Source organism: Stenotrophomonas sp. G4 (genome assembly GCF_003428825.1).
Taxonomy (GTDB): domain Bacteria; phylum Pseudomonadota; class Gammaproteobacteria; order Xanthomonadales; family Xanthomonadaceae; genus Stenotrophomonas; species Stenotrophomonas indicatrix.
Map to the genome: position 1 here is coordinate 764,870 of NZ_CP031741.1, position 26,335 is coordinate 791,204.

Annotated in this window: 21 protein-coding genes and 1 riboswitch; of the genes, 12 read left to right on the forward strand and 9 right to left on the reverse strand. The window is 66.7% G+C overall.

All coding sequences use genetic code 11. The features are described from left to right. Positions 1 to 72: 72 nt before the first annotated feature. The gene (locus D0Y85_RS03360) at positions 73 to 522 is read right to left on the reverse strand and encodes a DUF721 domain-containing protein (protein WP_025876573.1); all 450 of its coding nucleotides are present in this window, start codon (positions 520 to 522) and stop codon (positions 73 to 75) included. A gap of 12 nt (positions 523 to 534) precedes the next feature. On the opposite strand from D0Y85_RS03360, the gene D0Y85_RS03365 reads away from it, so the two are divergent. From D0Y85_RS03365 to D0Y85_RS03375, 3 genes are all read left to right on the forward strand, one after another. Next, positions 535 to 1,488, forward strand: a complete 954-nt coding sequence (locus tag D0Y85_RS03365; protein ID WP_025876571.1) for a M23 family metallopeptidase — start codon at positions 535 to 537, stop codon at positions 1,486 to 1,488. Positions 1,489 to 1,827: 339 nt separating this feature from the next. After that, positions 1,828 to 4,560, forward strand: coding sequence for a preprotein translocase subunit SecA (gene secA, locus D0Y85_RS03370; RefSeq protein WP_117309540.1), 2,733 nt, complete (start codon positions 1,828 to 1,830; stop codon positions 4,558 to 4,560). A gap of 96 nt (positions 4,561 to 4,656) precedes the next feature. Further along, the gene (locus D0Y85_RS03375) at positions 4,657 to 5,610 is read left to right on the forward strand and encodes a Nudix family hydrolase (protein ID WP_117309541.1); all 954 of its coding nucleotides are present in this window, start codon (positions 4,657 to 4,659) and stop codon (positions 5,608 to 5,610) included. Between the two features lie 151 nt (positions 5,611 to 5,761). Here the strand turns inward: D0Y85_RS03375 and D0Y85_RS03380 are convergent, their stop codons facing one another. Both D0Y85_RS03380 and metF read right to left on the reverse strand, forming a co-directional pair. After that, entirely contained in the window at positions 5,762 to 6,340 is a 579-nt protein-coding gene (locus D0Y85_RS03380; protein ID WP_117309542.1) for a DUF4124 domain-containing protein, read from the reverse strand. Positions 6,341 to 6,381: 41 nt separating this feature from the next. Next, complete coding sequence (gene metF, locus D0Y85_RS03385; RefSeq protein ID WP_059066021.1) at positions 6,382 to 7,209, reverse strand: methylenetetrahydrofolate reductase [NAD(P)H]; 828 nt, start codon at positions 7,207 to 7,209, stop codon at positions 6,382 to 6,384. 204 nt (positions 7,210 to 7,413) lie between these two features. Between metF and D0Y85_RS03390 the strand changes: the two genes are divergently transcribed. The 3 genes from D0Y85_RS03390 to D0Y85_RS03400 are packed head-to-tail and all read left to right on the forward strand — an operon-like array spanning position 7,414 to position 10,164. Further along, positions 7,414 to 8,349: an alpha/beta hydrolase gene (locus D0Y85_RS03390; protein ID WP_117309543.1), complete on the forward strand. Its 936-nt coding sequence runs from the start codon at positions 7,414 to 7,416 to the stop codon at positions 8,347 to 8,349. Positions 8,350 to 8,386: 37 nt separating this feature from the next. Then, positions 8,387 to 9,436 (forward strand): histidine kinase, encoded by a 1,050-nt coding sequence (locus D0Y85_RS03395; protein WP_117309544.1) that lies wholly within the window; start codon positions 8,387 to 8,389, stop codon positions 9,434 to 9,436. Further along, positions 9,433 to 10,164, forward strand: coding sequence for a LytTR family DNA-binding domain-containing protein (locus D0Y85_RS03400; RefSeq protein ID WP_117309545.1), 732 nt, complete (start codon positions 9,433 to 9,435; stop codon positions 10,162 to 10,164). The genes D0Y85_RS03395 and D0Y85_RS03400 overlap by 4 nt, the downstream gene beginning before the upstream one ends. A gap of 6 nt (positions 10,165 to 10,170) precedes the next feature. Here the strand turns inward: D0Y85_RS03400 and D0Y85_RS03405 are convergent, their stop codons facing one another. Further along, entirely contained in the window at positions 10,171 to 11,694 is a 1,524-nt protein-coding gene (locus D0Y85_RS03405) for an amidohydrolase family protein (protein WP_117309546.1), read from the reverse strand. Positions 11,695 to 11,830: 136 nt separating this feature from the next. On the opposite strand from D0Y85_RS03405, the gene D0Y85_RS03410 reads away from it, so the two are divergent. Both D0Y85_RS03410 and D0Y85_RS03415 read left to right on the forward strand, forming a co-directional pair. Beyond that, positions 11,831 to 12,388, forward strand: a complete 558-nt coding sequence (locus D0Y85_RS03410; protein ID WP_117309547.1) for a DUF3228 family protein — start codon at positions 11,831 to 11,833, stop codon at positions 12,386 to 12,388. 83 nt (positions 12,389 to 12,471) lie between these two features. Continuing rightward, positions 12,472 to 13,089, forward strand: coding sequence for an energy transducer TonB (locus D0Y85_RS03415; RefSeq protein WP_205420728.1), 618 nt, complete (start codon positions 12,472 to 12,474; stop codon positions 13,087 to 13,089). Here the strand turns inward: D0Y85_RS03415 and D0Y85_RS03420 are convergent. The 3 genes from D0Y85_RS03420 to ahcY form a co-directional block, all read right to left on the reverse strand. After that, entirely contained in the window at positions 13,086 to 13,589 is a 504-nt protein-coding gene (locus tag D0Y85_RS03420; protein WP_117309549.1) for a hypothetical protein, read from the reverse strand. The two genes, D0Y85_RS03415 and D0Y85_RS03420, sit on opposite strands and share 4 nt — an antisense overlap. Beyond that, entirely contained in the window at positions 13,589 to 14,062 is a 474-nt protein-coding gene (gene ybaK, locus D0Y85_RS03425) for a Cys-tRNA(Pro) deacylase (protein WP_117309550.1), read from the reverse strand. Before ybaK ends, D0Y85_RS03420 begins: the two co-directional genes overlap by 1 nt. A gap of 319 nt (positions 14,063 to 14,381) precedes the next feature. Beyond that, positions 14,382 to 15,827: an adenosylhomocysteinase gene (ahcY, locus tag D0Y85_RS03430; RefSeq protein WP_025876541.1), complete on the reverse strand. Its 1,446-nt coding sequence runs from the start codon at positions 15,825 to 15,827 to the stop codon at positions 14,382 to 14,384. Positions 15,828 to 15,863: 36 nt separating this feature from the next. Continuing rightward, a riboswitch (S-adenosyl-L-homocysteine riboswitch) is annotated at positions 15,864 to 15,946 on the reverse strand. 123 nt (positions 15,947 to 16,069) lie between these two features. Between ahcY and D0Y85_RS03435 the strand changes: the two genes are divergently transcribed. Together D0Y85_RS03435 and ppc are read left to right on the forward strand one after the other, a co-directional pair. Beyond that, on the forward strand, positions 16,070 to 18,586 hold the full coding sequence (locus tag D0Y85_RS03435; protein WP_117309551.1) for a prolyl oligopeptidase family serine peptidase: 2,517 nt from the start codon (positions 16,070 to 16,072) through the stop codon (positions 18,584 to 18,586). A gap of 172 nt (positions 18,587 to 18,758) precedes the next feature. Then, on the forward strand, positions 18,759 to 21,470 hold the full coding sequence (gene ppc, locus D0Y85_RS03445; protein WP_117309553.1) for a phosphoenolpyruvate carboxylase: 2,712 nt from the start codon (positions 18,759 to 18,761) through the stop codon (positions 21,468 to 21,470). Between the two features lie 147 nt (positions 21,471 to 21,617). On the opposite strand, the gene D0Y85_RS03450 is transcribed toward ppc, so the two are convergent. Both D0Y85_RS03450 and metK read right to left on the reverse strand, forming a co-directional pair. Further along, positions 21,618 to 22,124, reverse strand: a complete 507-nt coding sequence (locus D0Y85_RS03450) for an acyl-CoA thioesterase (RefSeq protein WP_025876535.1) — start codon at positions 22,122 to 22,124, stop codon at positions 21,618 to 21,620. A gap of 148 nt (positions 22,125 to 22,272) precedes the next feature. Continuing rightward, a complete protein-coding gene (metK, locus tag D0Y85_RS03455) occupies positions 22,273 to 23,484 on the reverse strand; it encodes a methionine adenosyltransferase (protein WP_117309554.1) in 1,212 nt (403 codons plus the stop codon). A gap of 313 nt (positions 23,485 to 23,797) precedes the next feature. On the opposite strand from metK, the gene D0Y85_RS03460 reads away from it, so the two are divergent. Both D0Y85_RS03460 and D0Y85_RS03465 read left to right on the forward strand, forming a co-directional pair. Beyond that, complete coding sequence (locus tag D0Y85_RS03460; RefSeq protein WP_117309555.1) at positions 23,798 to 25,507, forward strand: GNAT family N-acyltransferase; 1,710 nt, start codon at positions 23,798 to 23,800, stop codon at positions 25,505 to 25,507. Further along, the gene (locus D0Y85_RS03465; protein ID WP_117309556.1) at positions 25,504 to 26,304 is read left to right on the forward strand and encodes a UDP-2,3-diacylglucosamine diphosphatase; all 801 of its coding nucleotides are present in this window, start codon (positions 25,504 to 25,506) and stop codon (positions 26,302 to 26,304) included. The genes D0Y85_RS03460 and D0Y85_RS03465 overlap by 4 nt, the downstream gene beginning before the upstream one ends. The last annotated feature ends 31 nt before the right edge of the window (positions 26,305 to 26,335 follow it).

Consider the following 26,335-nt stretch of genomic DNA (forward strand, 5'->3'; position numbering starts at 1 on the left):
ACCCGGCCCCCGAAATGTTTCACGCTGCGGTGACACGCGCGACGGGGAGTGGAGCAGGACGCTCCGCTGCTTTCAGGTTTCCCGCTTCGGTTTCGAAGGAAGGTCCTGCAGAGCTGCCAAGGCGTCGCGTAGCCCTTTGTGCGTGGCGGCTGAAACTGCGTGGGGTCCATTCCGGTTGTCGAGCGCTGGGGAGCGCGTGGGAGTGGGAGACGCAGTCTTGACGGTCACCTTGGTGGCCTTCAGCCCGATGGACCGGGCCGCGTCGAGCAACTGGGCTTCGGCAAGCCGCAACTTGGCATGCCAGACCGGGGACTCGACGAGAAAAACGAGGTGTTCCCCGTCCACATTGGCCAGCCGGCAACGGCTGCGCAGAGGTGGCGGCAACTGGGGGCGCAACTGACGGTCCAGCGCGTCGAGCCATAGGGCACGCCGCAGCGGGTTCCCGCTTTTGTCCGCCATCACTGCATCCAGGGCCGGTTTCGGTCGGGATGCGGGACGAACGCTGGATTTCGGCTCAGACATGAAAACTCACTGATGGCATTCAAAAAGATCGTAATCAAAACGCGTGAAGGACAGGCCAAATCGGCGCTCACGCGTTTGCGGTTCTACTTCGAGGACCGCCCCCGAGCCCTGCTGGGCAGCGTGCTCGGCGCAGGTTGCATTATCGGCCTTGCCGGTGGAATTGGCGTCAGCGCGCTCAATGACTCGCGCCTGCAGGCCAAGGTCGACCGCCAGGAGGCCGAGCTGGCCAAGGTCCAGCGCGATGCGCAGACCCAGGTCAACGCGCTGGCTGCCCGCCTCGGCGAGCTGCAGGCGCAGGCCACCCGCCTGAACGCCCTGGGCGAGCGACTGACCCAGATGGGCAAGCTGGAAGACGGCGAATTCGACTTCAACGAGACCCCCGGCCTCGGTGACGGCGATGCCGGCGGCCCGACCGCCGACATTCCGGTGAAGGACGTCAACGCCGACTTACAGGTGCTGGAGCAGCGCTTTGCTGCTTCAGGCCGCCAGTTGTCGGTGATGGAATCGCTGATGTTCGACCACCAGCTGCAGCAGAACGCCGTGCCCTCGCGCATGCCGATCCGCAACAGCTACGTCACCTCCGGCTTTGGTACCCGTGCCGACCCGTTCGGTCGCGGTGCCGCCACCCACAAGGGCATGGACTTCCACGCCCGCGTCGGTGACCCGGTGATGTCGGTGGCCGACGGCGTGGTCAGCTTCTCCGGGGTCAAGGGCGGCTACGGCAACGTGGTCGATGTGGACCACGGCAATGGCTATGTCACCCGCTACGCGCACAATTCGCGCCTGGTGGTGAAGGTCGGCGACCTCGTCCGTGCCGGCCAGGAAGTGGCCAAGGCCGGTTCCACCGGTCGTTCGACCGGCGCCCACGTGCACTTCGAGGTGTGGGAGAACGGCAACGTGGTCAACCCGCGCAAGTTCCTCGGCGATGGCGGCAATACCCCGGTCGGGCGCATCACCCGCGGCTGATTCCGCTTTGGGGTGCCGGCCGGCGGCCGGCACTACCGCCCCCGGAGTACGGGGGCAGCGCCGTAGGCGCGGGGGTGTGGAGACCAGGTAAGCGGGGCCCGCGGTTCGCGCAGCGAAGCGTGGGAGCGCCAGCGCGCATGCGCTGACGCGTACCCGGCCAGCGGCCGGCACTACCGGAATGTTCGGATGCCAATGCCGCCACAGGGTTGAAACCCCAGCGGCCCATCCCAAGCTACAATGGGTGTTGCCATCGACAGGGCGCCAGGCGCCCTGATTCGTTTGCGGCGGACGGATCCTTCCCGGAGCCGTGCGGCATTTCCATCCAACCCGGTTCCCTCAATGATCAACAGCCTGCTTACCCGCGTATTTGGCAGTCGTAATGAACGACAGCTGCGCCAGCTCAACCGCATCGTCGCCAAGATCAATGCGCTGGAGCCGGAGATCGAGAAGCTTTCCGACGAGCAGCTGCAGGCCAAGACGCCGGAGTTCAAGCAGCGCATCGCCGGTGGTGAAGCCTTGGACAAGGTGTTGCCCGAAGCGTTCGCGGTCTGCCGCGAGGCCGGTCGCCGCGTGCTGGGCATGCGCCACTACGACGTGCAGCTGATCGGTGGCATGGTGCTTCACCTGGGCAAGATCGCAGAAATGCGCACCGGTGAAGGCAAGACCCTGGTGGCGACCCTGCCGGTGTACCTCAACGCGCTGGAAGGCAAGGGCGTGCACGTGGTCACCGTGAACGACTACCTGGCCCGCCGCGATGCCGCGCAGATGGGCAAGCTGTACAACTGGCTGGGCCTGAGCGTAGGCGTGGTCTACCCGGGCATGCCGCACAGCGACAAGCGCGAAGCGTATGGTTCGGACATCACCTACGGCACCAACAACGAATTCGGTTTCGACTACCTGCGCGACAACATGGCGCTGTCCAAGGCTGACCGCTACCAGCGCGGCCTGCACTACGCCATCGTCGACGAAGTCGACTCCATCCTGATCGACGAAGCGCGTACCCCGCTGATCATCTCCGGCCCGGCCGACGATTCCCCGGAGCTGTACATCCGCGTCAACCGCATCGTGCCGAACCTGGTCAAGCAGGAAGCGGAAGACGGCGAAGGCGATTTCTGGGTCGATGAGAAGGGCAAGCAGGTGCACCTGTCCGAAGCGGGCATGGAGCACGCCGAACAGCTGCTGGTGGAAGCGGGCATCCTCGATGCCGAGACCGAAGGCCTGTACGCGGCGCAGAACCTGACCGTGGTCCACCACCTCAACGCCGCCCTGCGCGCGCACGCCATCTACCAGCGCGATGTGGACTACATCGTGCGCGATGGCGAAGTGGTCATCGTCGACGAATTCACCGGCCGTACCCTGGCCGGCCGCCGCTGGTCCGATGGCCTGCACCAGGCGGTGGAAGCGAAGGAAGGCGTGCCGGTCCAGCGCGAGAACCAGACGCTGGCCAGCATCACCTTCCAGAACCTGTTCCGCATGTACAAGAAGCTGTCCGGCATGACCGGTACGGCCGATACCGAAGCGTTCGAATTCCAGAGCATCTATGGCCTGGAAGTGGTGGTGATCCCGACCAACCGCCCGACCATCCGCAAGGACAGCCCGGACCAGGTGTTCCTCAACCGCAAGGGCAAGTTCAATGCGGTGCTGGCCGACATCGAAGAGTGCGCCAAGCGCGGCCAGCCGGTACTGGTGGGTACCACCTCGATCGAAACCTCGGAAATGCTGTCCGAGCACCTGCGCAAGGCGGGTGTGAAGCACGAAGTGCTCAACGCCAAGCAGCACGACCGCGAAGCGACCATCGTCGCCAACGCCGGTCGTCCGGCCGCCGTGACCATCGCCACCAACATGGCCGGTCGTGGTACCGACATCGTGCTGGGCGGTTCGCTGGAAGCGGAAATCCACGAGCTGGGCGAAGGCGCGACCGACGAGCAGAAGGCAGCGGTCAAGGCCGAGTGGCAGAAGCGCCATGACGCGGTCAAGGCGGCCGGCGGCCTGCACATCGTCGGCACCGAGCGCCACGAATCGCGTCGTATCGACAACCAGCTGCGTGGCCGTTCGGGCCGCCAGGGTGACCCGGGCTCGTCCCGTTTCTACCTGTCGCTGGAAGACAACCTGATGCGCATCTTCGCCTCCGACTGGGTGCAGAAGGCCATGCGCATGATGGGCATGAAGGAAGATGACGTCATCGAAGACCGTCTGGTCAGCCGCCAGATTGAAAAGGCGCAGCGCAAGGTCGAGGCCCACAACTTCGACATCCGCAAGAACCTGCTGGACTTCGACGACGTCAACAACGACCAGCGCAAGGTGATCTACGCCCAGCGCGACGAACTGCTTGACGCCGAGTCGGTGAAGGACAACGTCGATGGCATCCGCGACGACGTGATCTTCGACGTGGTCGCCCGCTTCGTGCCGCCGAACTCGGTGGACGAGCAGTGGGACCTGCGTGGCCTGGAAGCCACGCTGCAGTCGGACTTCGGTGTGGACATGTCGCTGACCGATCTGGTCAAGTCGCACGAGGAGCTGGACGCCGAAGGCATCACCGCCAAGGTGCAGGAGCGCATCAACCAGCACTTCGCCGAGAAGGAAGCGGGCGTGGGCGAAGAGACCATGCGCGCGCTGGAGAAGCACGTGATGCTGACCGTGCTCGACCAGAGCTGGAAGGAGCACCTGGCGCGCATGGATTACCTGCGCCAGGGCATCTACCTGCGCGGTTATGCGCAGAAGCAGCCGAAGCAGGAATACAAGAAGGAAGCCTTCGAGCTGTTCTCGGACATGCTGGAGAACGTCAAGCGCGAAGTAGTGACCCTGCTGGCCCGCGTGCGCATCCGCAGCGACGAGGAAGTGCAGGCTCTGGAAGCGGCCGAGCGGCAGCAGGTGGAAGCCCGCCTGAGCCAGTCGCAGTTCCAGCACCAGGACGCTGGCGGCTACGGCGCCGACGAAGAGGCGGCGCAGGTGGAGGCCGCCCAGCAGGGCGTGGCGCAGCTGCAGCGTGACGAGCCCAAGATCGGTCGCAACGATCCGTGCCCGTGCGGCAGCGGCAAGAAGTACAAGCACTGCCACGGCCAGCTGAGCTGACCCCCGGAGAGCCCCGCGAAAGCGGGGCTTTCCTGTTCTGGGCCTTGAAGCGCCCGGCGATTGCGCCGGTGCCCCGCTTTTCGGCATGCTTCGGCCATGCCTTCCCCGAAACGATCGATCCACGTCGTAGCCGCCGTCATCACCGACGCCCGCGGCCGCATCCTGCTCAACCGCCGTACCGAAAGCCGCGACATGGCCGGCCTCTGGGAATTCCCGGGCGGCAAGCGCGAGCCCGGTGAGACCTCCGAACAGGCGCTGGTGCGCGAGCTGCACGAGGAGCTGGGCATCGAGGCCGAGGTGGGCGAGTGGATCATGGACGTGCCGCAGCGCTACCCGGACAAGGACCTGACCCTGGAAGTGCGCCACGTGCGCAGCTGGAAGGGCGCCCCGCGTGGACGCGAGGGCCAGGCCATCACCTGGGTGACGCCGGACAAGCTGGTCCGTTATTCAATGCCGCCGGCTGACCTGCCGGTGGTGGCCGCACTGCGCCAGCCGGACTGCTACCTGATCACCCCTGCGCCGGACATCGATGAGGGCGGCCTGCAGCGTTGGCACGGCCAGCTGCAGCAGGCGGTGGCTTCGGGGCAGCAACGCATCCAGCTGCGCCTGCCCGCCGAGCATCCGCAGCGTCAGGGCGTGATCGAGCAGGCCGTGCGCGCGCATCGGCGCGGTGTGCAGTGGCTGCTCAACCGCGATATCGAACTGGCGCGCACCCTCGGCGTTGGCGTGCACCTGGGCAGCGAGCAGCTGCAGTCGCTGCAGGAACGGCCGCTGCCGTCCGGGCAGCTGGTGGCCGCCTCCTGCCACGGGCTTGAGCAGTTGCTGGCCGCACAGCGGCTGGGCTGCGACTTCGCCGTGCTGGGGCCGGTGCAGGCCACTGCGAGCCATCCCGATGCAGTGCCATTGGGGTGGGAGGCCTTCGCCGCGCTGCGCGCCCAGGTCTCGCTGCCGATCTATGCGCTCGGCGGCATGACACCGCAGCATGTGGTCGAGGCACGCCGGCATGGCGGGCAGGGTATCGCCGCCATCCGCGGACTATGGCCGGCGTAGCGCGATACACAGGATCGGATCCCGCGACGCGGGGCTCTGACCTCCTCGCTTGAATCCGGGGTCGGAGCCCTTTCCGCTGGAAGGGGATCCGACCCCTCACCGCAAGCAGTAGATCCACGCCATGCGTGGATGGCGGTTCAGCAGCACCCGCTCACAACGTAATCCAGAAACACCCATACTGCCGCCGCAGCCCAAGCACGGTCGCCGCACGCGTGGCGCTGCCCGGCAGGGTCTGCTCCAACCGCAACCCGATCGGATGGCGCCGTGCAGCCGGCATCGGCACCGTTTCCGAATCCTGCGAGGCGATGCCCTGGCCCTCATCCAGATCCTGGCGCGGATACACCGGCACCACGTCCACCAGCGGCCGCCGCACCACCGATTCCAGCTGGCCAAGAATCCGCTGTGCGCCGGCATCGGACACCGCGCCCCACAGGTACAGCGAAGAAAGCCGGTTCACATCACCGATGCCGACCGCCGTGTGCAAAGCCTGCACCAGTTCGCTCAGCCGGCGCGGGCAGCTGCTGCCGAGGCTGTCGCGTTGCAGGGTATTGCCGGAAGGCGCCGGCGGTGGCCGCCGGGACTGCGCGCCCAGGCTGTCGCAGGGGCGGTCGGTATAGACACTTTGCCCCTGCGGATCGGTGCAGCGGTTCAAGCGCGTGGTCTGCGCCTGCACACCGGCGCAGACACCGGGCAGCAGCAGGACCAGCAACAGGGACAGGACGAGCTTCATCGACGCAGCGTAGCGCCGATTGCGATAACGCAGCGTACTTTTCAGCCTTGCAGCAGCTTCAGTACCGAGACCGTCGGCTTGGCCAGGTTCAAGGTGTAGAAGTGCAGGCCCGGTGCGCCGCCTTCGACCAGGCGCTGGCACAGCTTGGCCACCACTTCGGCGCCGAAGGCGCGCACCGATTCGGCGTCGTCACCGTAGGCCTGCATCTTGCGGCTGATCCAGCGCGGGATTTCCGCACCGCACTGTTCGGAGAAACGGCGCAGCTGGCTGAAGTTGGAGATCGGCATGATGCCCGGGGTGATCGGCACCTGCACGCCGAGCCGCTGCACTTCGTCGACGAAGTGGAAGTAGGCGTCGGGATTGAAGAAGTACTGGGTGATGGCGGCATCGGCACCGGCGTCGACCTTGGCCTTGAAGTGCTTCAGGTCGAGCAGGGCGTCCTGCGCTTGCGGATGCGTTTCCGGATACGCGCCCACTTCGATGCGGAAGGCATCACCGTGTTCGGCACGGATGAAGGCGATCAGTTCGGAGGCATAGCGCATGTCGCCAGGAAAGCCCATGCCCGAGGGCAGGTCGCCGCGTAGTGCCACCAGGCGCCGGCAGCCGATGGCGCGGTAGAGCTTGAGCAGTTCGCGGATTTCCTGGCGGGTACCGCCGACGCAGGACAGGTGCGGTGCCGCGTCGAAGCCGTGGTGCTGGTTGAGATGGCGCACGGTCTCGGAGGTGTAGCTGAGGGTCGAGCCACCGGCGCCGAAGGTGCAGGACACGTACTCGGGGGCATAGGCCTTCAGCCTGGCCGCGGCACGGTCCAGCTGGGTGCGCTGTTCGTCGGTCTTGGGCGGATAGAACTCGAAGCTGATGGCGGTCATGGCACGGGCGGCGGCATCGGGTGCGAAGCAGTATATCTCTTCATCGAGATGGATGTGTGATGGATGTGCGGGGTCAGGCCGTCCCGTGCAGGCGACCGTTCGCCCCGCTGACGGGCCGTTGCTCCGTAATCGCAACCGGGGCAACGGGAGCGAAGCCAGGCTGGTCCCAATCCCGGCACCACCCACGCGATGAAGGAGCAGACGATGAAGATCTTCCAGGCACTCTGGTACGCGATGAAGGACTTGGCCGGGCTGGCGATGATCGGCATGGCGATGGCCGTGCTTGGCTCAGGCCCGGCCCATGCCACAGCCGTCGATAAAGCCGCCGTTGCAGGCGCAGTGCAGGTCGAGGTGCTCGGCAAGGGCCGTCCCTTGCTGATGATTCCCGGGCTCAACAGCAGTGCGGAGGTCTGGCGTGAGACCTGCCTGACCCTGAAGGACGTGCAGTGCCATCTGGTGCAACTGCCGGGTTTTGCTGGTGCGGCGCCTGCCGATCCGCGGCCGGCCGATTTCCTGCCGGCGATGCGCGACGAACTGCTGGGCTATCTGCAGGCGCGGCACCTGTCGAAGGTCGCCGTGATCGGTCACAGCCTGGGGGGTGTGCTGGCGATGCAACTGGCACTGAAGGCACCCGATAGCATCGGCCCGCTGGTGATCGTTGATTCGCTGCCGTTCTATGCGGCGGTGATGAACCCGCAGGCCACCGCGCAGAACGTGGGGATGATGGCCGGGCAGCTGCGTGAAGGGCTGCTGGCGGCCGATGAGGCCAGCTTCAATGCACGCAACGATGCGACCGCCAAAGCCCTGACCCGCAGCACCCAGCATCTGCCGGAGCTGCAGCGTTGGGGGCGCGACAGTGATCGCACGAGCATGGCCGATGCGATGTACTCCATGCTGGTGCGCGATCTGCGTGATGACATCGCCGGCATCCACACGCCGGTCCTGGTGCTGGGCAGCTGGGCCGCTTACCAGTCGATGGGGAGTACGCAAGCCAGTACCCGTGCGCAGTTCCAGGCGCAGTACGCGAAGCTGCCGGGTGTGCAGATCGAGATGAGCGCACAGGGTTACCACTTCCTGATGTGGGATGATCCGCGTTGGCTGCAGGCGCACGTGCGCCGCTTCCTCGCCGCACATCCCTGACCGCCGTATGCCCTTTCCTCCACCGCCAAGGCTGCTCATGGACGCTACCACGCCATCCCGCCGCTTCTGGATCCTCAATGCGCTGGCATGGGCAGGCTATGCGACGTACAGCCTGTGGCTGGGGGTGCGTATCGGCGGCGGTACGCTGTTCAGCGGCGTGGTGTTGATCTCCCTCAGCATTGCCGTTTCCCTGTGGTTGTGCAGCGGCGCGCTGCGTTCGGTCGCACTGCGGCAGCGCTGGTGGGATGGCAGTCTGGGCAGCCTGGTGTTGAAACTGGCAACTGGCGTGGTGGTCGGCGCCAGCATTGCACAGGGGCTGACGGCGGCATTGCTGTTGCCGGCGCTGGCCCTGGGCTGGGTGCAGTTGCCCGGTGGGCATGCCGACTACCAGTTGTCGTCGGTCGTGCTGTACTGGATGAACACCGCCCTGTTCCTTTTGATGTGGACGGGCCTGTGGGCGGGCCTGCATGGCTTGCGCCGCGCGCGCCACAGCGAGCTGGCGCGATTGCGGGTGGAGGCGGAGCGCAGCGCCCTGGAACGCGATGCGTTGCGTGCGCGGCTGAATCCGCATTTCATGTTCAACGCATTGAACAACCTGCGAGCGCTGATTCTGGAAGACCCCGAGCGTGCCCGCGACATGGTCACCCGCCTGTCGCGTACGCTGCGCCACGCGTTGGCCCACAATCGCAGCGAGCAGGTGACCCTGGCCGAGGAACTGGAAGTGGTCGACGACTATCTGGCCATCGAGGCGATCCACTTCGAACAGCGTCTGCAGGTGCGGCGGGAGATAGCCGCAGAGGCTGTGCAGGCACAACTGCCTGCGATGGCATTGCAGCTGTTGGTGGAGAACGCAATAAAACATGGCATTGCCAGCCGCGCGGGCGGCGGCGAGGTACATATCCGCGCGTCGCTGGAAGATGATCTGCTGCGCCTCCAGGTGGACAACCCGCTCTGCACTGGCGGTGAGCCTGCGCACGGGCATGGTGTGGGACTGGCCTACCTGCGCGCGCAGCTTGGCACGCGCGGCCGTTTCGTCCTGCAGCCGGTCGGCGACCGCATGCAGGCTCTGCTGGAGATTCCGCAATGACGGCCGTGCTGCGTGTGTTGATTGTCGATGATGCACGGCTGGCGCGACAGGAACTGCGGACGCTGTTGTCGGCGCTGCCGTGGGTGCAGTGCGTGGGCGAGGCCGACGATGTGCCTGCTGCGCGCGAGGCGATCGCCACGCTGGCGCCGGACCTGGTGTTGCTGGATGTGCAGATGCCGTCCGGTACCGGCTTCGATGTACTGGACGGGTTGGAAAGGGTGCCCTCGGTGGTGTTCGTCACTGCCTACGACACCTATGCAGTACGCGCGTTCCGGGCCAATGCACTGGATTACCTGGTGAAACCGGTGGAAGCGCCGCGACTGCTGGAAGCGCTGCAGCGTGCACGCCATCATGCGGCGTTGGATACCGAGCCTCCCATGATGCACGGCACGCTGGGTGCGCAGGACCAGGTGTTCGTGCGCGAAGGCGAGCGCTGCTGGTTCGTGTCCATTGCCGAGATCCGTCGATTGGTTGTGGACGGCAACTACACGCGGCTGTGGTTCCGAGACCAGAACGCATTGCTGGCCCGCAGCCTGAGCGCGTTGGAGGCACGCTTGCCATCGGACCTTTTCTTTCGTGCCAACCGCAACACGCTGGTCAACCTGCGGCGCATCCGTGCGGTCACGCCGAGCATTGGCGATGGCTACGATCTGGCACTGGATGATGGCAGTGAAGTGGAGGTATCGCGGCGGCAGGCACGGGAGCTTCGCGAGCGGATGGCGCTTTAGCCGATCCTACAGTTCCGCGCTGACCGGGCTGGTCACGAATCCCCACAGCAGCCGCGCCATGACCGCAGGTGAGCGTGCCTGCGCGCGGGAGTAGGCCAGCAGTGCATCCAGCCTTGGACGGTCGTAGAGGTGACCGGCCAGCAGCACCGCATGCACGCGCCGGCTGTTGCCGATGTCCAGCAGAGGATTGCCGTCCAGCAGCACCAGGTCGGCCGCTTTGCCGACCTCGACACTGCCATGCCGGGCCTGCAGGCGAAGGTGCTGTGCGGCGTGCAACGTGGCTGCGCGCAGCACGTCGGCCTGGCTGAGTCCGGCCTGGTGCAGCAGTTGCAGTTCATCGTGATAGCGGAAGCCGCCAAGCCCGGTGTCGGTGCCCACCAGCACCGGAACGCCAGCGCGGTGCGCAGCGCCGGTCAGTGCCAGGCCATGATTGAAATAGGCCTGCAGCGCGCGCTCTCCACGTTGGCCTGGGTAGCGGGTGACGGTGGCCTGCAGGTCGTCGCGCCAGGCCCAGCGCGAAAGCGGATCGAGGTGCGCCAGCCGCGGGTCGTCGATGAAGCCCGGATCGCGCGCGCGGGCGTCCTCCTCGCGGGTGACATGGGTGGGCACGAACGCGCTGCCACTGGCCTGCATCAGTGCGAAGGCGGCGCTGCACGTTGCAGGCTCGTAGCTGTCCACCATGCGCTCGGCCAGGGCTGCCGGGTCTTCTCCATCCAGCGCCCCGCTGCGCCATGCCGCTGCGGATCCGGCGCAGTGGCGAACGAACAGATGTGCGTGTTCAAAGCTGTGCTGTCCCGCCTGCAGTGCCTCTTCCAGCGCCACCGCCCTGGGCAGGTGGCCCACCAGCGGACGATGCAGTTGCCGCGCCTCGGCAGCCAGCCGTTGGTAGGTATCCGGGCGCAGCCGGTTGTAGACCTTAAGTGCATCCACGCCGCGCTCGGCGTACTCACGCGCGCGACGGACGGCGTCCTGTGGTGCCAGCGCAGGGTCTTCGAAGTAGAAGCTTGCCACCTGTACGAATCGCGGCGCGGTCAACGTGCCAGCGATGGCCTGTGCGCTCCAGCGACGCTTGTCAGCGACGCAGGCGATCAGCGGATCGGTCGGCTGCGGGCAGTCCATCATGTCGCGGGTGCCGGTGATGCCGTTGGCCAGCATCAACGGGAACTGCAGTTGCGGCGACAACTGCAGTGCGTGGGTGTGCATGTCCCAGAAGCCGGGCAGCAGCCAGCGGCCACCGGCGTCGAATACGTGCAAGGTGGCGTCGTGGGGGCCATTGCCGATGGCGATGATGGTGCCGTTGCGCACCGTCACAGTGGTGGGCGCGCTGGCGACGCCGTTCTGCACGTCCACCACCCGCGCATTGATGATCACCCGGCTGTTGCCGACATCGGGTTGCGGCGGCGCTGGCAACGGCCAGATCAGGGCGGCAGCGAACAGCAGGGCCGGAGCGAGAAGCACAGCCGCTACTGCCTTCAGCAGAGGCCGTTGGTGTGATCGACGGGAAGGGGACAACGCGCGTGCTGCATCCATGAGCCTGCAATCCCTACGGTAGGTCGAGGGCAGGGTGGGGCAAGTCCGGTTCGGATGCCAGTGACTCTCGGCCTGCTCCCCTTGCACCGCCGGTGGCGGTTACCCTGTGCAGCGGATTCTTCGATCACACCGCGCCATGTCCATCGTCCTCACCGATTTCGCCCGCCCCCGGCTGTTCCCGCGCGTACCGCGCGCCAACACCATCCAGGACTGCAGCGCCGAGCAGTTCCAGGCGCATCTCAACGCGCACCCGCCGCTGAAGGTGCTCGATGGCTATGCACCGTTCTGCAAGCTGTTCGTCTATGAAAACTGGACCAGTACGCGCTGCCTGACGGTGCCGATCACCGACGCCAACCGGCACCTGCTGCGCAGTGGCTACGAGGCGCGCAACCGTGAGGAACTGCCGGTGCTGGTGCGCTGGTTCGAGGGCGTGGAATCGCCGCGGGCCAATTACCTGGTGGTGATCCTGTACAGCGCCGAGCAGCTGGCCAAGGAAGGTTCACCCATCGATGCGGATTGGGGCATCGTCGGCTGCATCTATACCGCCGAGCCGGAAGAAGTGCCAATGGCGCCGATCACCATGATGCGCAATGCGCTGGGCGTAGACGAGGGTGGCTCGGGCGTGCCGCTGGACCGCCAAGCCTATCAGCGCGCGGTGGCGTTCTGGGAGAGCAACGCCAACTGGCGGCCGTGATGAGACGTTGTGAAACGGCCACGCAACCACACGCTACGATGGCGGCAGATTGAGGCAGGAGGTGTAGAGCGATGATGGGACGCATGAATCCACGGGGCGTTGTGTTGATGGCCGTGCTTGCCGCTGGTGGTTGCTCGGCGGTATACGACGCCGACGCTTCCTGCGGAAGCTTTTCCGAGCCGGCGGCGCTCCGTGATGCAAGTGTCGACCAGTTGCAGGCGTCCAACACCGGAGGGCGCTGCACGTTCCGCGCCACCGGGCGCGATGCAGCAGCGTTGCAACGCCAGCAACGCATGCTGGAGGCGATCTCCCTCATCGCATGTGGCAAGCCGGCACACGCCCAGCCGACGCAGGGAACACCGGGATTCGAACTGCAGATGCCATCGCGCTGCCCGCTCTCGGCACGCACCTCGTTGGTCGTCCAGGATGCCGCTCGCTGGCGTCTCGACCGCCCGTCCATGCCGAGCTACCCGGCGGCTGCACGCGCTGACAACCTGCAGGGCAAAGCGAGCATGAGCGTGCTGTTGAACGACCAGGGGCACGCCGAAGCTGTCATCGTGGCGGGCTCCAGCGGTCATCCGCTGCTCGACGAAGCAGCGGTGAAGGCCGCGCTGGGATGGCGGTGGAAGCGGGAGGGAGGGACCTCCGGCACCCCGCGCATGAGCCTTGTGCCTGCCACAGCGACGTTTGCGAGCGACTAACCGGCCGAGCGCCCCGCCAGCGGTGTCCACTCCCACCACGGGTAGTGGTACTCGCGGTCGGTGGCATCCCAGCGCTGGCCGCAGCAGGTGCAGGCCACCCGATGGCGGTCGCCCCAGCCATCCTCGGCCACGCCCAGTTCCAGCAGCCGCACATGCCCCTGCTCGATGAGCCGGCGTGGGTCGAAGAACAGGTAATCCGGATACAGCGCGCACAGGCAGCCTTTGCGCTCGTGCCAGTAGCGCAGGCGGCGCAGCGCGGCCTGCAGGTGCACACCGTTGCTGACCAGCGCACCGCCAAGCTGCACGCCCTGGCAGGCCTGCTCGATCCGCTCGATCTGCGACGCCAGCGCATCCAGCGTTGTAGCGCTGAACAACCGTGCCAAGCGGCTGCTGGCGGCATGGATACGACTGGCATCGCGCGACAGCAGGTCCAGCAGCAGCACATCGGCCTGCGGGTCGTCCAGCCGCGGTGGCGGCGATGTGGACCAGGGCCAGCGCATCAACGGGGCCTGCCGATCGCGGCGTAGTGGCCGCCGGTCAGGTGCAGCAGGTCGGCCGGTGCCAGCTCCACTTCCAGGCCACGCCGTCCCGCGCTGACGTGCAGGGTGGGCAGTGCCTGCGCGCTGGCGTCGAGAAAACTGCGCAGGCGCTTCTTCTGCCCAAGCGGGCTGATGCCGCCGACCAGATAGCCGGTTGCGCGCTGCGCGGCATCGACGGCGGCCATCTCGCACTTCTTGCAGCCGGCCGCCTCGGCCAGTGCTTTCAGATCAAGCTGGCCGGCCACCGGTACGATGGCAACGAGCAGTTCGTGCGTTTCGGTGCTGGCCAGCAGGGTCTTGAATACCTGAGCCGGGTCCAGGCCCAGCTTTTCGACGGCTTCGCCGCCGTAGGATTCGGCATGGGCATCGTGCAGGTAGCTGTGCACGGTATGGGCGATCTTCTCGCGCTTGAGCAGGTTGATGGCCGGGGTCATGGGCATATCGTAGCGCCGCGCGCGGGCGTTGCCTTGACCGAGACTACTGCGGGTGGCCAATGGAAAGCATCCACGCATGGCGTGGATCTACCATGGGACCGATGGACGGCATCCACGTGCGGCGTGGATCCACCGTGGGACCGATGGACGGCATCCACGCATGGCGTGGATCTACTGGGTCGGGCGATACATGCGGATCCACGCCATGCGTGGATGCGTGGTGCACGACCGCACGCCAAAGCAGGACGGGCGCCCGAAGGCGCCCGTCCGTGTGTTGCATGCACTGGTAGTGCCGGCCGCTGGCCGACACCTGCAGGCATCAGTAGCGGTAATGATCCGGCTTGAACGGACCTTCCACCGGCACGCCGATGTAGTCGGCCTGTTCCTGGCTCAGGGTGGTCAGCTTCACGCCGATCTTTTCAAGGTGCAGGCGGGCCACTTCTTCGTCCAGCTTCTTCGGCAGCAGGTACACCTTGTTCTCGTAGGTGCCCTTGTTGGCCCACAGGTCGATCTGGGCCAGGGTCTGGTTGGCGAACGAGTTGGACATCACGAAGCTCGGGTGGCCGGTGGCGCAGCCCAGGTTGACCAGGCGGCCTTCGGCCAGCAGGAAGATCGCATTGCCGTTGGGGAAGATGTACTTGTCCACCTGCGGCTTGATGTTGACGTGCTTCACGCCCGGGAAGGCGACCAGCGCATCGACCTGGATCTCGTTGTCGAAGTGGCCGATGTTGCAGACGATGGCCTGGTCCTTCATCGCGCTCAGGTGCTCGATGCGGATGATGTCCTTGTTGCCGGTGGTGGTGACGTACAGGTCGGCACGGCCCAGGGTGGATTCGATGGTGTTGACCTCGAAGCCTTCCATCGCCGCCTGCAGGGCGCAGATCGGATCGATCTCGGTGACCACCACGCGCGCGCCGTAGGCACGCAGCGACGCGGCGCAGCCCTTGCCGACGTCACCGTAGCCGCAGACCACGGCGACCTTGCCGGCCAGCATCACGTCCATCGCGCGCTTGAGGCCATCGGCCAGCGACTCGCGGCAGCCGTACAGGTTGTCGAACTTGCTCTTGGTGACCGAGTCGTTGACGTTGATCGCCGGGATCAGCAGGGTGCCGGCCTGGGCCAGCTGGTACAGGCGGTGCACGCCGGTGGTGGTTTCTTCCGAAACGCCCTTCCAGTCCTTGACCACGCGGCCCCAGTAACCCGGGCGCTCCTTGGCCACGCGCTTGAGCAGGTTCTTGATGACCTGCTCTTCGTGCGAAGCGGCCTTTTCGTCGACCCAGGTGCTGCCGTTTTCCAGCTCGTAGCCCTTGTGGATCAGCAGGGTCACGTCACCGCCGTCGTCGACCACCAGCTCCGGGCCGGTCAGGGTGCCGTCGGGCAGGGTGAAGGTCAGCGCGTCCAGGGTGCAGTCCCAGTACTCTTCCAGCGACTCGCCCTTCCAGGCGAACACGGGGGTGCCGGTGGCGGCGATCGCCGCAGCGGCGTGGTCCTGGGTCGAGAAGATGTTGCACGAAGCCCAGCGCACGTCGGCGCCGATGTCCTTCAGGGTCTCGATCAGCACCGCGGTCTGGATGGTCATGTGCAGCGAGCCGGTCACGCGCACGCCCTTCAGCGGCAGCTCGGCCTGGTACTTGCGGCGGATGGACATCAGGCCCGGCATCTCGTGCTCGGCGATGTCCAGTTCCTTGCGGCCCCAGTCGGCCAGGGTGATGTCGCGGATCTTGTAGTCGCCTTCGGTGGAGAAGGTCTTGGCAACAGCATTCATGCAGTAGCTCCGGTTGTGGGCGAGCGGATGCTCGCATCTGGCCGGGCGCCGTTGTTGCAAAGCCACCTGGCCGAGCCTGGCCGGTCTCAAGGGATCCGGTCGCAGCGCCCCTCGGCAGGGGAGGATGCCCATTATATCGCGCCTCCGCTGTGACACGGCGATGACCCAACCATCGGCAGATGGGCGGAGGTGCATGGCCTGTTAAGGTCGAGGGCTTCACGCAGCGAACAGGTGGAACAATGATGAGCACGCACGCACGCCGCAACCGGCGCTTGACTGGCCTGGTCCTGTCGATGGCCCTGCTGGCGGTGGTCCCGCAGGCCTGGGCTGCGGCACCGCAGGCGGCCGCAGCCCAGGCACAGGGCGTGGCCGGTTTCGAGCTGCCCTCGGCTGCCCTGCAGGCCGTGGTCGACGCGCCGCGGGCGCCGTCGCTGTTCCTGTCGCCGCGCCGCGATGTGGCCGCGCTGATGCAGATGCCGTCGCTGCCGTCGATCCAGGTGGTGGCGCAGCCGGAGCTGAAACTCGCGGGCCTGCGCATCAATCCGAAAACCTTTTCCGACAGCCGCTTCAGCTTCGGCCAGAAGCTGTGGCTGATGAATGTGGCCGACGGCAAGGAGCGGCAGATCAGCGGGTTGCCGGCCTCGCTGTCGATCGCCAGCCTGACGTGGTCGCCGGACCAGAAGTGGCTGGCCTTCAACCAGGTCGATGCCGCTACCGGTGCAAATGAGCTGTGGCTGGTGGACGTGGCCGGCGGCAGCGCCCGTCGTCTGGTCGCGGGCCTGAACACCGTTCTGGGCACTGGCTACCAGTGGTTGCCGGACAGCCGGGGCCTGGTGGTGTTCACGCGCCCGGCCAACCTTGGCGCCGCGCCGGCTGCAGATGGCATCCCGACCGGCCCGGCCGTGCAGCAGACCAGCCAGGGCGGTGGCGTGGTGTCCATCCGCACCTACCAGGACCTGCTGAAGAACGAGGCCGACGCGCGCCAGTTCGATTACTACGCCACCACCCAGCCGGTGGAGGTCAGCCTGGATGGGCAGAGCCGTGCCATTGGTGCGGCCGGCATCTTCATGGGCTTTGCGGTGTCGCCCGATGGCCGCTTCGTGCTCAGCCAGCCGGTGCAGCGTCCGTACTCCTACGTGGTGCCGCTGAGCAGCTTCCCGCGGCGCATCGAAGTGCTCGACCGCAGCACCGGCAAGCTGGTGCATACCGTGGCCGTACGGCCGCTGGTGGAAGGCCTGCCGACCGGCAACGATGCCGAAGTGACCGGCGTGCGTGACATCAGCTGGCGCGGCGATGCCGATGCCACCCTGGTCTGGGCCGAAGCGCAGGATGGTGGCGACCCGAACCGGGAAGCCAAGGTGCGCGATGCGGTGTTCATGCAGGCCGCACCGTTCGACACGCCGCCGGTGACCCTGGCCCAGCTCGGCAGCCGCTATGCCGGCATCAGCTGGGGCCGCGGCGACCTGGCCCTGCTCAACGAATCGTGGTGGAAGACCCGCCGCAGCAAGACCTGGCTGATCGCACCGGACAACGCCAGCGCCGATGCCAGGCTGCTGTGGGATCGCGACGCGCAGGACCGCTACGCCGATCCGGGCCGCCCGCTGATGGCCAGTGATGACCGCGGCCGCTCGCTGCTGCAGACCACCGCTGATGGCGGCAGCCTGTACCTGGCCGGTGCCGGTGCATCGCCGGAAGGCGACCGTCCGTTCGTTGATCGCTTCGACGTGGCCAGCGGCAAAGCAACCCGCCTGTTCCATTCGCAGGCACCGACCTACGCCGCGCCGGTAACGCTGCTGGATGCGCAGGCCAGTTCGCTGCTGATCAGCCGCGAGAGCCCGGACGAGCCGACCAACTTCTACGTGCAGTCGTTGGCCGACACCAACGCCGCACCGCGTGCGCTGACCCATTTCGCCCATCCGCTGCCGCAGCTGAAGGGCGTGCAGAAGGAGCAGATCCGCTACAAGCGCAAGGACGGCGTGGACCTGACCGCGACCCTGCTGCTGCCGCCGGGCTATGACCCCAAGCGCGATGGTCCGCGGCCGCTGCTGATGTGGGCCTACCCGGGTGAGTTCAAGAGCGCGGCGGCCGCCAGCCAGGTGACCGATTCGCCGTACCGCTTCAACGCCATCAGCTACTGGGGCCCGCAGGCGTTCCTGGCCAAGGGCTATGTGGTGCTGGCCAGTCCGTCGATGCCGATCATCGGCGAAGGCGACAAGGAACCCAACGACACCTACATCGAACAGCTGGTGGCCAATGCGCAGGCCGCAGTGGACGAGGTGGTGCGGCGTGGCGTGACCGACCGCGAGCACATCGCCATCGGTGGCCACTCCTACGGTGCGTTCATGACCGCCAACCTGCTCGCGCACACCCGCCTGTTCAAGGCCGGTATCGCGCGCAGCGGCGCCTACAACCGCACGCTCACCCCGTTTGGTTTCCAGGCCGAAGAGCGCAACTACTGGCAGGCCCAGGACGTGTACCAGAAGATGGCGCCGTTCAATTACGCCGACAGGATCAAGGATCCGATCCTCTTCATCCACGGCGTGGACGACAACAACTCGGGCACCTTCCCGATGCAGAGCGAACGCATGTTTGCCGCAGTGAAGGGGCTGGGCGGCACCGCCCGCCTGGTGATGCTGCCGAACGAGTCGCATGCCTACCGCGCACGCGAATCGATCATGACCATGCTGGCCGAAAGCGAGCGCTGGCTGGAGCAGACCCTGGGTCCGGTGCAGCAGGGCAAGGCCAAGAAGACGCGCTGACCAGTGCTGGTAGTGCCGGCCGCTGGCCGGCAACCTCATGGACCTGCGCAACGTGAGGTTGCCGGCCAGCGGCCGGCACTACCAGATGAAACCATTTCTGCATCGCAGCATGGCACGCGTTCTGGTTTAGGCTTGGGGTCTGGATCCGTTGACCGAGGCCTGTGCGTCGCCGATGAACGAGTACCGCAGCAGTATCGAATTCGCTTCCCCCGATCTTCCCCTGCGTGACGACGTGCGCCGTCTGGGTGCACTGGTCGGTGACCTGCTGGTCGAGCAGGTGTCGGCTGCCTTTCTCGATGACGTCGAGGACGTGCGTACGCGTGCCATTGCCCGCCGCGAGAACCAGGCGCCGCTGTCAGAGCTGGCCGACGGCCTGGCCGGGCGTGAACCGCAGCAGGCCGAGACCATGGTGCGTGCGTTCAGCACCTACTTCCAGGTGGTCAACATCGCCGAGCGTGTGCATCGCATCCGCCGCCGCCGCGACTACCAGCGCGCCGTTGCCGCCGCACCGCAACCCGATGGCCTGCAGGATGCCCTGCAACACCTGAAGGCGCAGGGCGTTGGCCTGGACGAACTGGCGCAGTGGCTGCCACGCATCGATATCGAGCCGGTGTTCACCGCGCACCCGACCGAAGCGGTGCGCCGCGCGCTGCTGGAGAAAGAGCAGCTGATGGTGGCCAGCCTGGTCGACAACCTCGACGGCCAGCGCACGCCGGGTGAAGCAGCCGCAGATGCCGCGCGTTTCCGCATGGCGTTGACCGCCTCGTGGCAGACCACCGATTCCTCGCCGGTGCGCCCGACCGTGGACGACGAACGCGAACACGTTGGCTTCTATCTGGTGCAGGTGCTGTACCGGGTGATCCCGGTGCTGTACGAATCGCTGCAGCAGGCGCTGCGCGATACCTATGGCGCGGAACTGCCGCTGCCGCGCCTGCTGCGTTTCGGCACGTGGGTGGGCGGCGACATGGACGGCAATCCCAATGTGGATGCGCACACCATCCGCAACACGCTGGATGCACAGCGCGTTGCCGTGCTGGGCCGCTACCAGAAGGAACTGCTGCAGCTGGCCAGCCTGCTCAGCCAATCCACCGAGCGGGTGGGGGTAAGCGATGCACTGCAGGCGCGCGTCGCGCATTACCAGCAGTTGCTGCCGCAGGTGCAGTCGCGGCCACGCCATGCCGACATGCCGTATCGGTTGCTCAATGACCGCATGCGCGCACGCCTGCAGGCCACGCTGGATGATGCCGACGGCGCCTATGCCGGCCCGGACGAGCTGATCGATGACCTGCAGCTGATCCTCGACAGCCTGCGCGCGAACCGGGGCGAACATGCCGGCGGCTTCGCGGTGCAGCGCCTGTTGTGGCGTGTGAAGACCTTCGGCTTCCATCTGGCGCGGCTGGATGTGCGCCAGGAATCGAGCGTGCATGCGCGCGCGCTGGCGGCAGTGCTGGGTGGCGATGCGGCATGGGACGCATTGGATGCAGCGGGTCGTGCACGCCGGCTGGCACCGCATGCCAGTGGTGAAACGCCATTGCCTGTTGGCGATGATGAGGGCAACCAGCGCTTGGATGCAGTGTTCGCGGCCTTGGCCGATGCCCGTGCGCGGCATGGTGGCGACGCGCTGGGCAGCTACATCATCTCGATGGCGCACGACCGTGGCGATGTGCTGGCGGTGCTGGCCCTGGCGCGTCGTGGCGGCCTGGTCGATGACGCCGGCCACGTGCCGCTGGATATCGCGCCGCTGTTCGAAACCGTGGACGACCTCAAGCGCGGCACCGCGACGCTGCGCGATCTGCTGGCCGATCCGGTGTACCGCGCGCATCTGCGTGCACGCGAGGACGTGCAGATGGTGATGCTCGGCTATTCGGACAGCAGCAAGGATGGTGGCATTGCCGCATCACGCTGGGGCCTGCAGCGCGCACAGGTGGAGCTGCTGGAGGTGGCTGCCGAAGCGGGCCTGCGCCTGACCTTCTTCCATGGCCGCGGTGGCTCGATCAGCCGCGGTGGTGGCAAGACCACACACGCGGTCGATGCATCGCCACGCGGCAGCATCGATGGCCGCCTGCGGGTGACCGAGCAGGGCGAGGTGATCCACCGCAAGTACGGCATCCGCGCGCTGGCACTGCGTTCGCTGGAGCAGGCCACCGGTGCGGTGCTGCGCGCCAGCCTGCGCCCGCGTGCCGCCGAACCGCGCGAGGATGATTGGCGGCCGGTGATGGACGTGGTCGCCGGTTCCAGCAGCGAGGTCTATCGGGCGTTCGTGGGCCAACCGCGTTTCATGGACTACTTCCGTACCGCCACGCCGATCGATGTGATTGAACGGATGACGCTGGGATCGCGGCCGTCGCGCCGGCTCGGCCAGGATGCGGCCTTGACCAACCTGCGCGCGATTCCGTGGGTGTTCGCCTGGAGCCAGGCGCGCGCGGTGATTCCGGGCTGGTATGGGGTCGGCAGCGGCCTGCAGGCGGCCGCCGACGCCGGCCATGAAGCCACGTTGCGTGAAATGGCGCGGGACTGGCCGTTCTTCCGCACCTTCCTGGATGACATCGCGATGGTGCTGTCCAAGGGGGATATCACCATCGCCGAACAGTTCTCGCGCCTGTCCGGCGAGCTGCACGATGCGTTCTTCCCCCAGGTCGAGCGCGAACTGGAGCTGACCCGGCACTGGCTGCTGGCGCTGATGGAGCAGCAGACCCTGCTGGACCACGACGCGCGGCTGGCGCTGTCGATCCGCCTGCGCAATCCCTATGTGGACCCGATCAGCGTGCTGCAGGTGGACCTGCTGCAGCGCTGGCGCGAAAGCGGACGCGAGGACGACGACCTGCTGCGCGCACTGGTGGCCTGCGTGAATGGTGTCTCGCAGGGCGTGCAGAACACGGGGTGATGCGCATCCGCCGGGCATGGCCCGGCGAACTCGCATTGGTAGTGCCGGCCGCTGGCCGGCAATTACGGCGTTCCCAGGATTCACGAGGTTGCCGGCCAGCGGCCGGCACTACCGGTTTGCCAAGTGCCGAGCCCGGTCGGCCCGCTTTCACTCTTCCGGCGACGGCGGATTGGACGCCAGCAGTTCCAGATGCCGCTGCTCCATTTCCTGCCGCAGCTGGCGGCGGATCAAGGCTGCGGCCTGCCGGCGCTTTTCGTCCGAACTGGCCGGCTGCAGCGATGGAACCGGCGTCGGCCGGCCGTCCTCGTCCACCGCCACCATGGTGAAAAAGCAGCTGTTGGCGTGGCGCACGCTGCGCTTGAGGATGTCCTCGGCCACCACCTTGACGCCGATTTCCATCGACGAGGTGCCTGTGTAGTTTACCGAGGCCAGGAAAGTGACCAGTTCGCCCACCGCGATCGGCTGCCGGAACACCACCTGGTCCACCGACAGGGTGACCACGTAGCGGCCGGCATAGCGGCTGGCGCAGGCATAGGCGACCTGGTCGAGCAGGCGCAGGATCGCGCCACCGTGGACCTTGCCGGAGAAATTGGCCATTTCCGGCGACATCAGCACGGTCATGGACAGCTGGTGGGATTTGAGTTCGGTCGACATGGGGCGATTGTATCGGCAACCACCGGCACTACCATCTGCCGGCCAGCGGCCGGGACGCTCATGATGTGCGCAAACCGAGGCATGGTTGCCGGCCAGCGGCCGGCACTACCGGAAGCAGAAGGGCCGCTTGCGCGGCCCTTCGTGTTTCTTATTTCAGCTTCGCATCGGCGCGCAGGGCGGCGGCGCGATCGGTCTTCTCCCAGGAGAAGGCCGTGGCGTTGACGGTCTCGCCTTCGCCGTTGATGTAGCTGAACTCCTTCGGCTTGCGGCCGAAGTGGCCGTAGGCCGCGGTCTGCTGGTACATCGGGTGGATCAGGTCCAGCATCTTGATGATGCCGTACGGGCGCAGGTCGAAGTGCTTGCGGATCAGCTTCTCGATCTTGTCGTCGCTGATCTTGCCGGTGCCGAAGGTGGTGACCGAGATCGAGGTCGGCTCAGCCACGCCGATGGCGTAGGAGACCTGCACTTCGCAACGGTCGGCCAGGCCGGCGGCAACCACGTTCTTGGCGACGTAGCGGGCAGCGTAGGCGGCCGAACGATCGACCTTGGACGGATCCTTGCCGGAGAACGCGCCACCACCGTGACGAGCCCAGCCGCCGTAGGTGTCGACGATGATCTTGCGGCCGGTCAGGCCGCAGTCGCCCACCGGGCCGCCGATCTCGAACTTGCCGGTCGGGTTGATGTGGAACTTGGTGCCCTTGTGCAGCCACTTGGCCGGCAGCACCGGCTTGATGATCTCTTCGCGGACGGCCTCGATGAGGTCCTTCTGCTTGATGCCCGGGGCGTGCTGGGTCGACAGGACCACCGCGTCGATGGCCGAAACCACGCCGTTTTCATAGCGCAGGGTGACCTGGCTCTTGGCGTCCGGGCGCAGCCAGGACAGCGCCGAGTTGCGCTTCTTGCGGATCTTGGCCTGCTGCTCGACCAGGCGGTGCGACAGGTGGATCGCCGCCGGCATGTAGCTGTCGGTTTCGTTGGTGGCATAGCCGAACATCAGGCCCTGGTCGCCAGCGCCCATTTCTTCCGGCTTCTTGCGGTCAACGCCCTGGGCGATGTGCGGGGACTGCTTGCCGATCAGGTTCAGCACGCCGCAGGTGGCGCCGTCGAAGCCGACGTCGGAGCTGTCATAGCCGATGTCCACGATGACCTTGCGGGTCAGCGCTTCCAGGTCGATCCAGGCGCTGGTGGTGATTTCGCCGGCAACGATGGCAACGCCGGTCTTGACCATGGTCTCGCAGGCCACGCGGGCGCGCTGGTCCTGGGTCAGGATCGCGTCCAGCACCGCATCGGAGATCTGGTCGGCAACCTTGTCCGGATGGCCTTCAGAGACCGACTCGGAGGTGAAGAGGTAGCTGGACATCAGGCTTAATATCCTTTGATTCGGATGGAAAGATGGGCGCGAATGATACACGGGGTGCGCCGCCTGTGCATTGTGAACCTGTATGGGTTGCCGGTGGTTAAGGTGTTGTGCCCGGCAGGGCAAGGCCTGGCGGGCATTGCGGCGGCATCGTGCACAGGCAGTGTTCCACTGGCGTGACCATTGCCGCCCCCGCCGGCACCGGGTGGGCCTGCCCAGGCGCCGTCATCATTCTGCCGTCAAACCGCCATCTGGCTGCCGCCTGCCGGGCGCAGGCTCTCGGCCAACCCGGCCGCCGGGCAGGAGGGGACACGCCATGCAGGAACTCGAACAGCGTCTGCAGCAACGCTATCCCGACTGGTTCCATGGCCGTCGCGGCCAACTGGCCCGGCCCCTGCTGCGCAGCGTCGGACGCTGGTCGCGGCTGGACCGGATCGAGGCGTTCCTGCGCCGCAACGCCAACGTGCGCGGTTTCGACTTCGTCGCCGCCGGACTGGAGTTCATCGAGGGTCGCTACCACGTGGATCCCGCCGCGCTGGCGCGGATCCCTGCCACCGGCCGCCTGTTGATCGTGGCCAACCACCCTTCCGGCGCGCTGGATGCGCTGGCGCTGCTGGATGCGGTCGGCCGCATCCGCCGTGACGTGCGGATCGTGGCCAACGATCTGCTGGGCGCGATCGGGCCGCTGCAGGACCTGCTGCTGCCGGTACGCATCCTCGGCGGCAAGGTCCAGCGCAGCAGCCTGCAGGCGGTGGAGCAGGCGCTGGCGGCCGAGCAGTGCGTGATCGTGTTCCCGGCCGGCGAGGTCTCGCGGCTGTCGCTGCTCGGCATCCGCGATGGCCGCTGGCAGCGGGGGTTTGTCCGCTTTGCCCGCGCCGCCGCCGCACCGGTACTGCCGGTACGGGTGGAAGCGCGCAACTCGGCGCTGTTCTACGGCGCGTCCACCCTGTTCAAGCCGGCTGGTACGGCACTGCTGGCACGGGAGATGTTCGCCCGCCGCGGCCGGCCGCTGCGGCTGCGCATCGGCGAACCGATGCAGCTGGGGCAGGGTGATCCCGGCGCGCAGCTGCTGGCGGTGCGCCGCGCGGTATATGCGCTGGGGCGCGGCACAGCGATTGCCGAAGGCTGCCCGGCACGGCCCGAGCCGCTGGCCGCGCCGGTGCCGCCTGCACAGGTCGCCGCTGCGATTGCCGCCGCCACCGTGCTGGGGCAGACCGCCGATGGCAAACAGATCCTGCTGGCCAGCTGCACGGCCGATTCGCCGCTGCTGCACGAGCTGGGGCGGCTGCGCGAACTGACTTTCCGCCAGGTGGGCGAGGGCACTGGGCGCAGTCGCGACCTGGATGACTTCGACCTGCACTACCAGCACATCGTGATCTGGGACGGCACCGCCCAGCGCATCGCCGGTGGCTACCGGATCATGCGGGGCGCGCAGGCGCTGGCGCGCCGGGGCCTGGCCGGGCTCTACAGCGCTTCGCTGTTCCGCTATTCCGACGACGCCATTCCCCGCATTGCCGAAGGCCTGGAATTGGGACGCAGCTTCGTGGTGCCCGATTACTGGGGCAGCCGCAGCCTGGATTACCTGTGGCAGGGCATCGGCGCTTACCTGCAATGCCAGCCCGGCATCCGCTACCTGTTCGGTGCGGTGTCGATCAGCGCCGCGCTGCCACGCGATGCGCGCGAGCAGCTGGTGGCCTATTACCAGCGTTACTACGGTGCGGCCGATGGCCGGGTGCAGTCGAACCGGCCGTTCCAGTACTTCGCCGCGCCACCGTGCTTTGGTGAGATGGATGCGGCGGCCGCCTTCGACGTGCTGAAAGCCAATCTCGCCGCGCTTGGTACCGGTGTGCCTACCTTGTACCGGCAGTACACAGACCTGTGCGAACCCGGCGGTGCACGGTTCCTGGCGTTTGGCGTCGATCCGGATTTCAGCGACTCGATCGACGGCCTGATCGAAGTCGACCTGCACGCGATCCGGCCACACAAGCGCAAACGCTATCTGCGCGATGCGGGGATGCCGGCATGAGCACGCTGGCGAACCTGGCACCGCATCGTCGCGCCGTGTTCGTCTCCGATGTTCATCTCGGGTCGCGGCATTGCCACGCCACCGAGCTGGCGCGTTTCCTCGGCACCCTGCGCTGCGAGCGACTGTATCTGGTCGGCGACATCATCGACCTGTGGTGGATGGCACACCGACGCGCCAACTGGCGGCAGTCGCACAGCGAGGTCATCCTGGCCCTGCACGCGCTGCGACGCGCCGGTACCGAGATCATCTACATCCCCGGCAACCACGACGCCTCGCTGCGCCAGGTGTGCGGCCTGATGTTGCCGGCGATGCAGGTGCGCCGCCGTGCGATCCACACCACCGCCGATGGCCGCCGGCTGCTGGTGGCGCATGGCGACGACTACGACGGTGTCACCCACTTCGGTGGCCTGCATGAGCGGTTTGGTGACTGGCTGTACTACCGCATCCTCACCGGCAACCATCTGTTGAATGCGGTGCGGCGCCGACTCGGGATGCGCTACTGGTCGCTGTCCGAATTCCTGAAACGGCAGAGTGGTGCCGCTGAACGCTACATCGAGCGCTTCGTGCAGGCCGGCCTGGACGATGTTCGCCGGCGAGGCCTCGACGGCATCATCTGTGGGCACATCCACCGCGCCGCACTGATCGAACGCGACGGTCTGGTCTACGCCAATGACGGCGACTGGGTGGAGAGCCTGACGGCATTGGCCGAGGACCACGACGGCGCCTTGCGGCTGCTGGACCACAACGGGCGGACGTTGGTGGAGCTGCCGGGAGCACGGTTGTCGCAGGCGGCGTGATCCACAGCTGCAGGGACAGGCCCACGCGCGG

Excerpts from the sequence above, each read along its gene's own strand:
- D0Y85_RS03360 (WP_025876573.1), bottom strand. The coding sequence starts at position 522 with ATGTCTGAGCCGAAATCCAGCGTTCGTCCCGCATCCCGACCGAAACCG.
- D0Y85_RS03365 (WP_025876571.1), top strand. The coding sequence starts at position 535 with ATGGCATTCAAAAAGATCGTAATCAAAACGCGTGAAGGACAGGCCAAA.
- secA (WP_117309540.1), top strand. The coding sequence starts at position 1,828 with ATGATCAACAGCCTGCTTACCCGCGTATTTGGCAGTCGTAATGAACGA.
- D0Y85_RS03375 (WP_117309541.1), top strand. The coding sequence starts at position 4,657 with ATGCCTTCCCCGAAACGATCGATCCACGTCGTAGCCGCCGTCATCACC.
- D0Y85_RS03380 (WP_117309542.1), bottom strand. The coding sequence starts at position 6,340 with ATGAAGCTCGTCCTGTCCCTGTTGCTGGTCCTGCTGCTGCCCGGTGTC.
- metF (WP_059066021.1), bottom strand. The coding sequence starts at position 7,209 with ATGACCGCCATCAGCTTCGAGTTCTATCCGCCCAAGACCGACGAACAG.
- D0Y85_RS03390 (WP_117309543.1), top strand. The coding sequence starts at position 7,414 with ATGAAGATCTTCCAGGCACTCTGGTACGCGATGAAGGACTTGGCCGGG.
- D0Y85_RS03395 (WP_117309544.1), top strand. The coding sequence starts at position 8,387 with ATGGACGCTACCACGCCATCCCGCCGCTTCTGGATCCTCAATGCGCTG.
- D0Y85_RS03400 (WP_117309545.1), top strand. The coding sequence starts at position 9,433 with ATGACGGCCGTGCTGCGTGTGTTGATTGTCGATGATGCACGGCTGGCG.
- D0Y85_RS03405 (WP_117309546.1), bottom strand. The coding sequence starts at position 11,694 with ATGGATGCAGCACGCGCGTTGTCCCCTTCCCGTCGATCACACCAACGG.
- D0Y85_RS03410 (WP_117309547.1), top strand. The coding sequence starts at position 11,831 with ATGTCCATCGTCCTCACCGATTTCGCCCGCCCCCGGCTGTTCCCGCGC.
- D0Y85_RS03415 (WP_205420728.1), top strand. The coding sequence starts at position 12,472 with ATGAATCCACGGGGCGTTGTGTTGATGGCCGTGCTTGCCGCTGGTGGT.
- D0Y85_RS03420 (WP_117309549.1), bottom strand. The coding sequence starts at position 13,589 with ATGCGCTGGCCCTGGTCCACATCGCCGCCACCGCGGCTGGACGACCCG.
- ybaK (WP_117309550.1), bottom strand. The coding sequence starts at position 14,062 with ATGACCCCGGCCATCAACCTGCTCAAGCGCGAGAAGATCGCCCATACC.
- ahcY (WP_025876541.1), bottom strand. The coding sequence starts at position 15,827 with ATGAATGCTGTTGCCAAGACCTTCTCCACCGAAGGCGACTACAAGATC.
- D0Y85_RS03435 (WP_117309551.1), top strand. The coding sequence starts at position 16,070 with ATGAGCACGCACGCACGCCGCAACCGGCGCTTGACTGGCCTGGTCCTG.
- ppc (WP_117309553.1), top strand. The coding sequence starts at position 18,759 with ATGAACGAGTACCGCAGCAGTATCGAATTCGCTTCCCCCGATCTTCCC.
- D0Y85_RS03450 (WP_025876535.1), bottom strand. The coding sequence starts at position 22,124 with ATGTCGACCGAACTCAAATCCCACCAGCTGTCCATGACCGTGCTGATG.
- metK (WP_117309554.1), bottom strand. The coding sequence starts at position 23,484 with ATGTCCAGCTACCTCTTCACCTCCGAGTCGGTCTCTGAAGGCCATCCG.
- D0Y85_RS03460 (WP_117309555.1), top strand. The coding sequence starts at position 23,798 with ATGCAGGAACTCGAACAGCGTCTGCAGCAACGCTATCCCGACTGGTTC.
- D0Y85_RS03465 (WP_117309556.1), top strand. The coding sequence starts at position 25,504 with ATGAGCACGCTGGCGAACCTGGCACCGCATCGTCGCGCCGTGTTCGTC.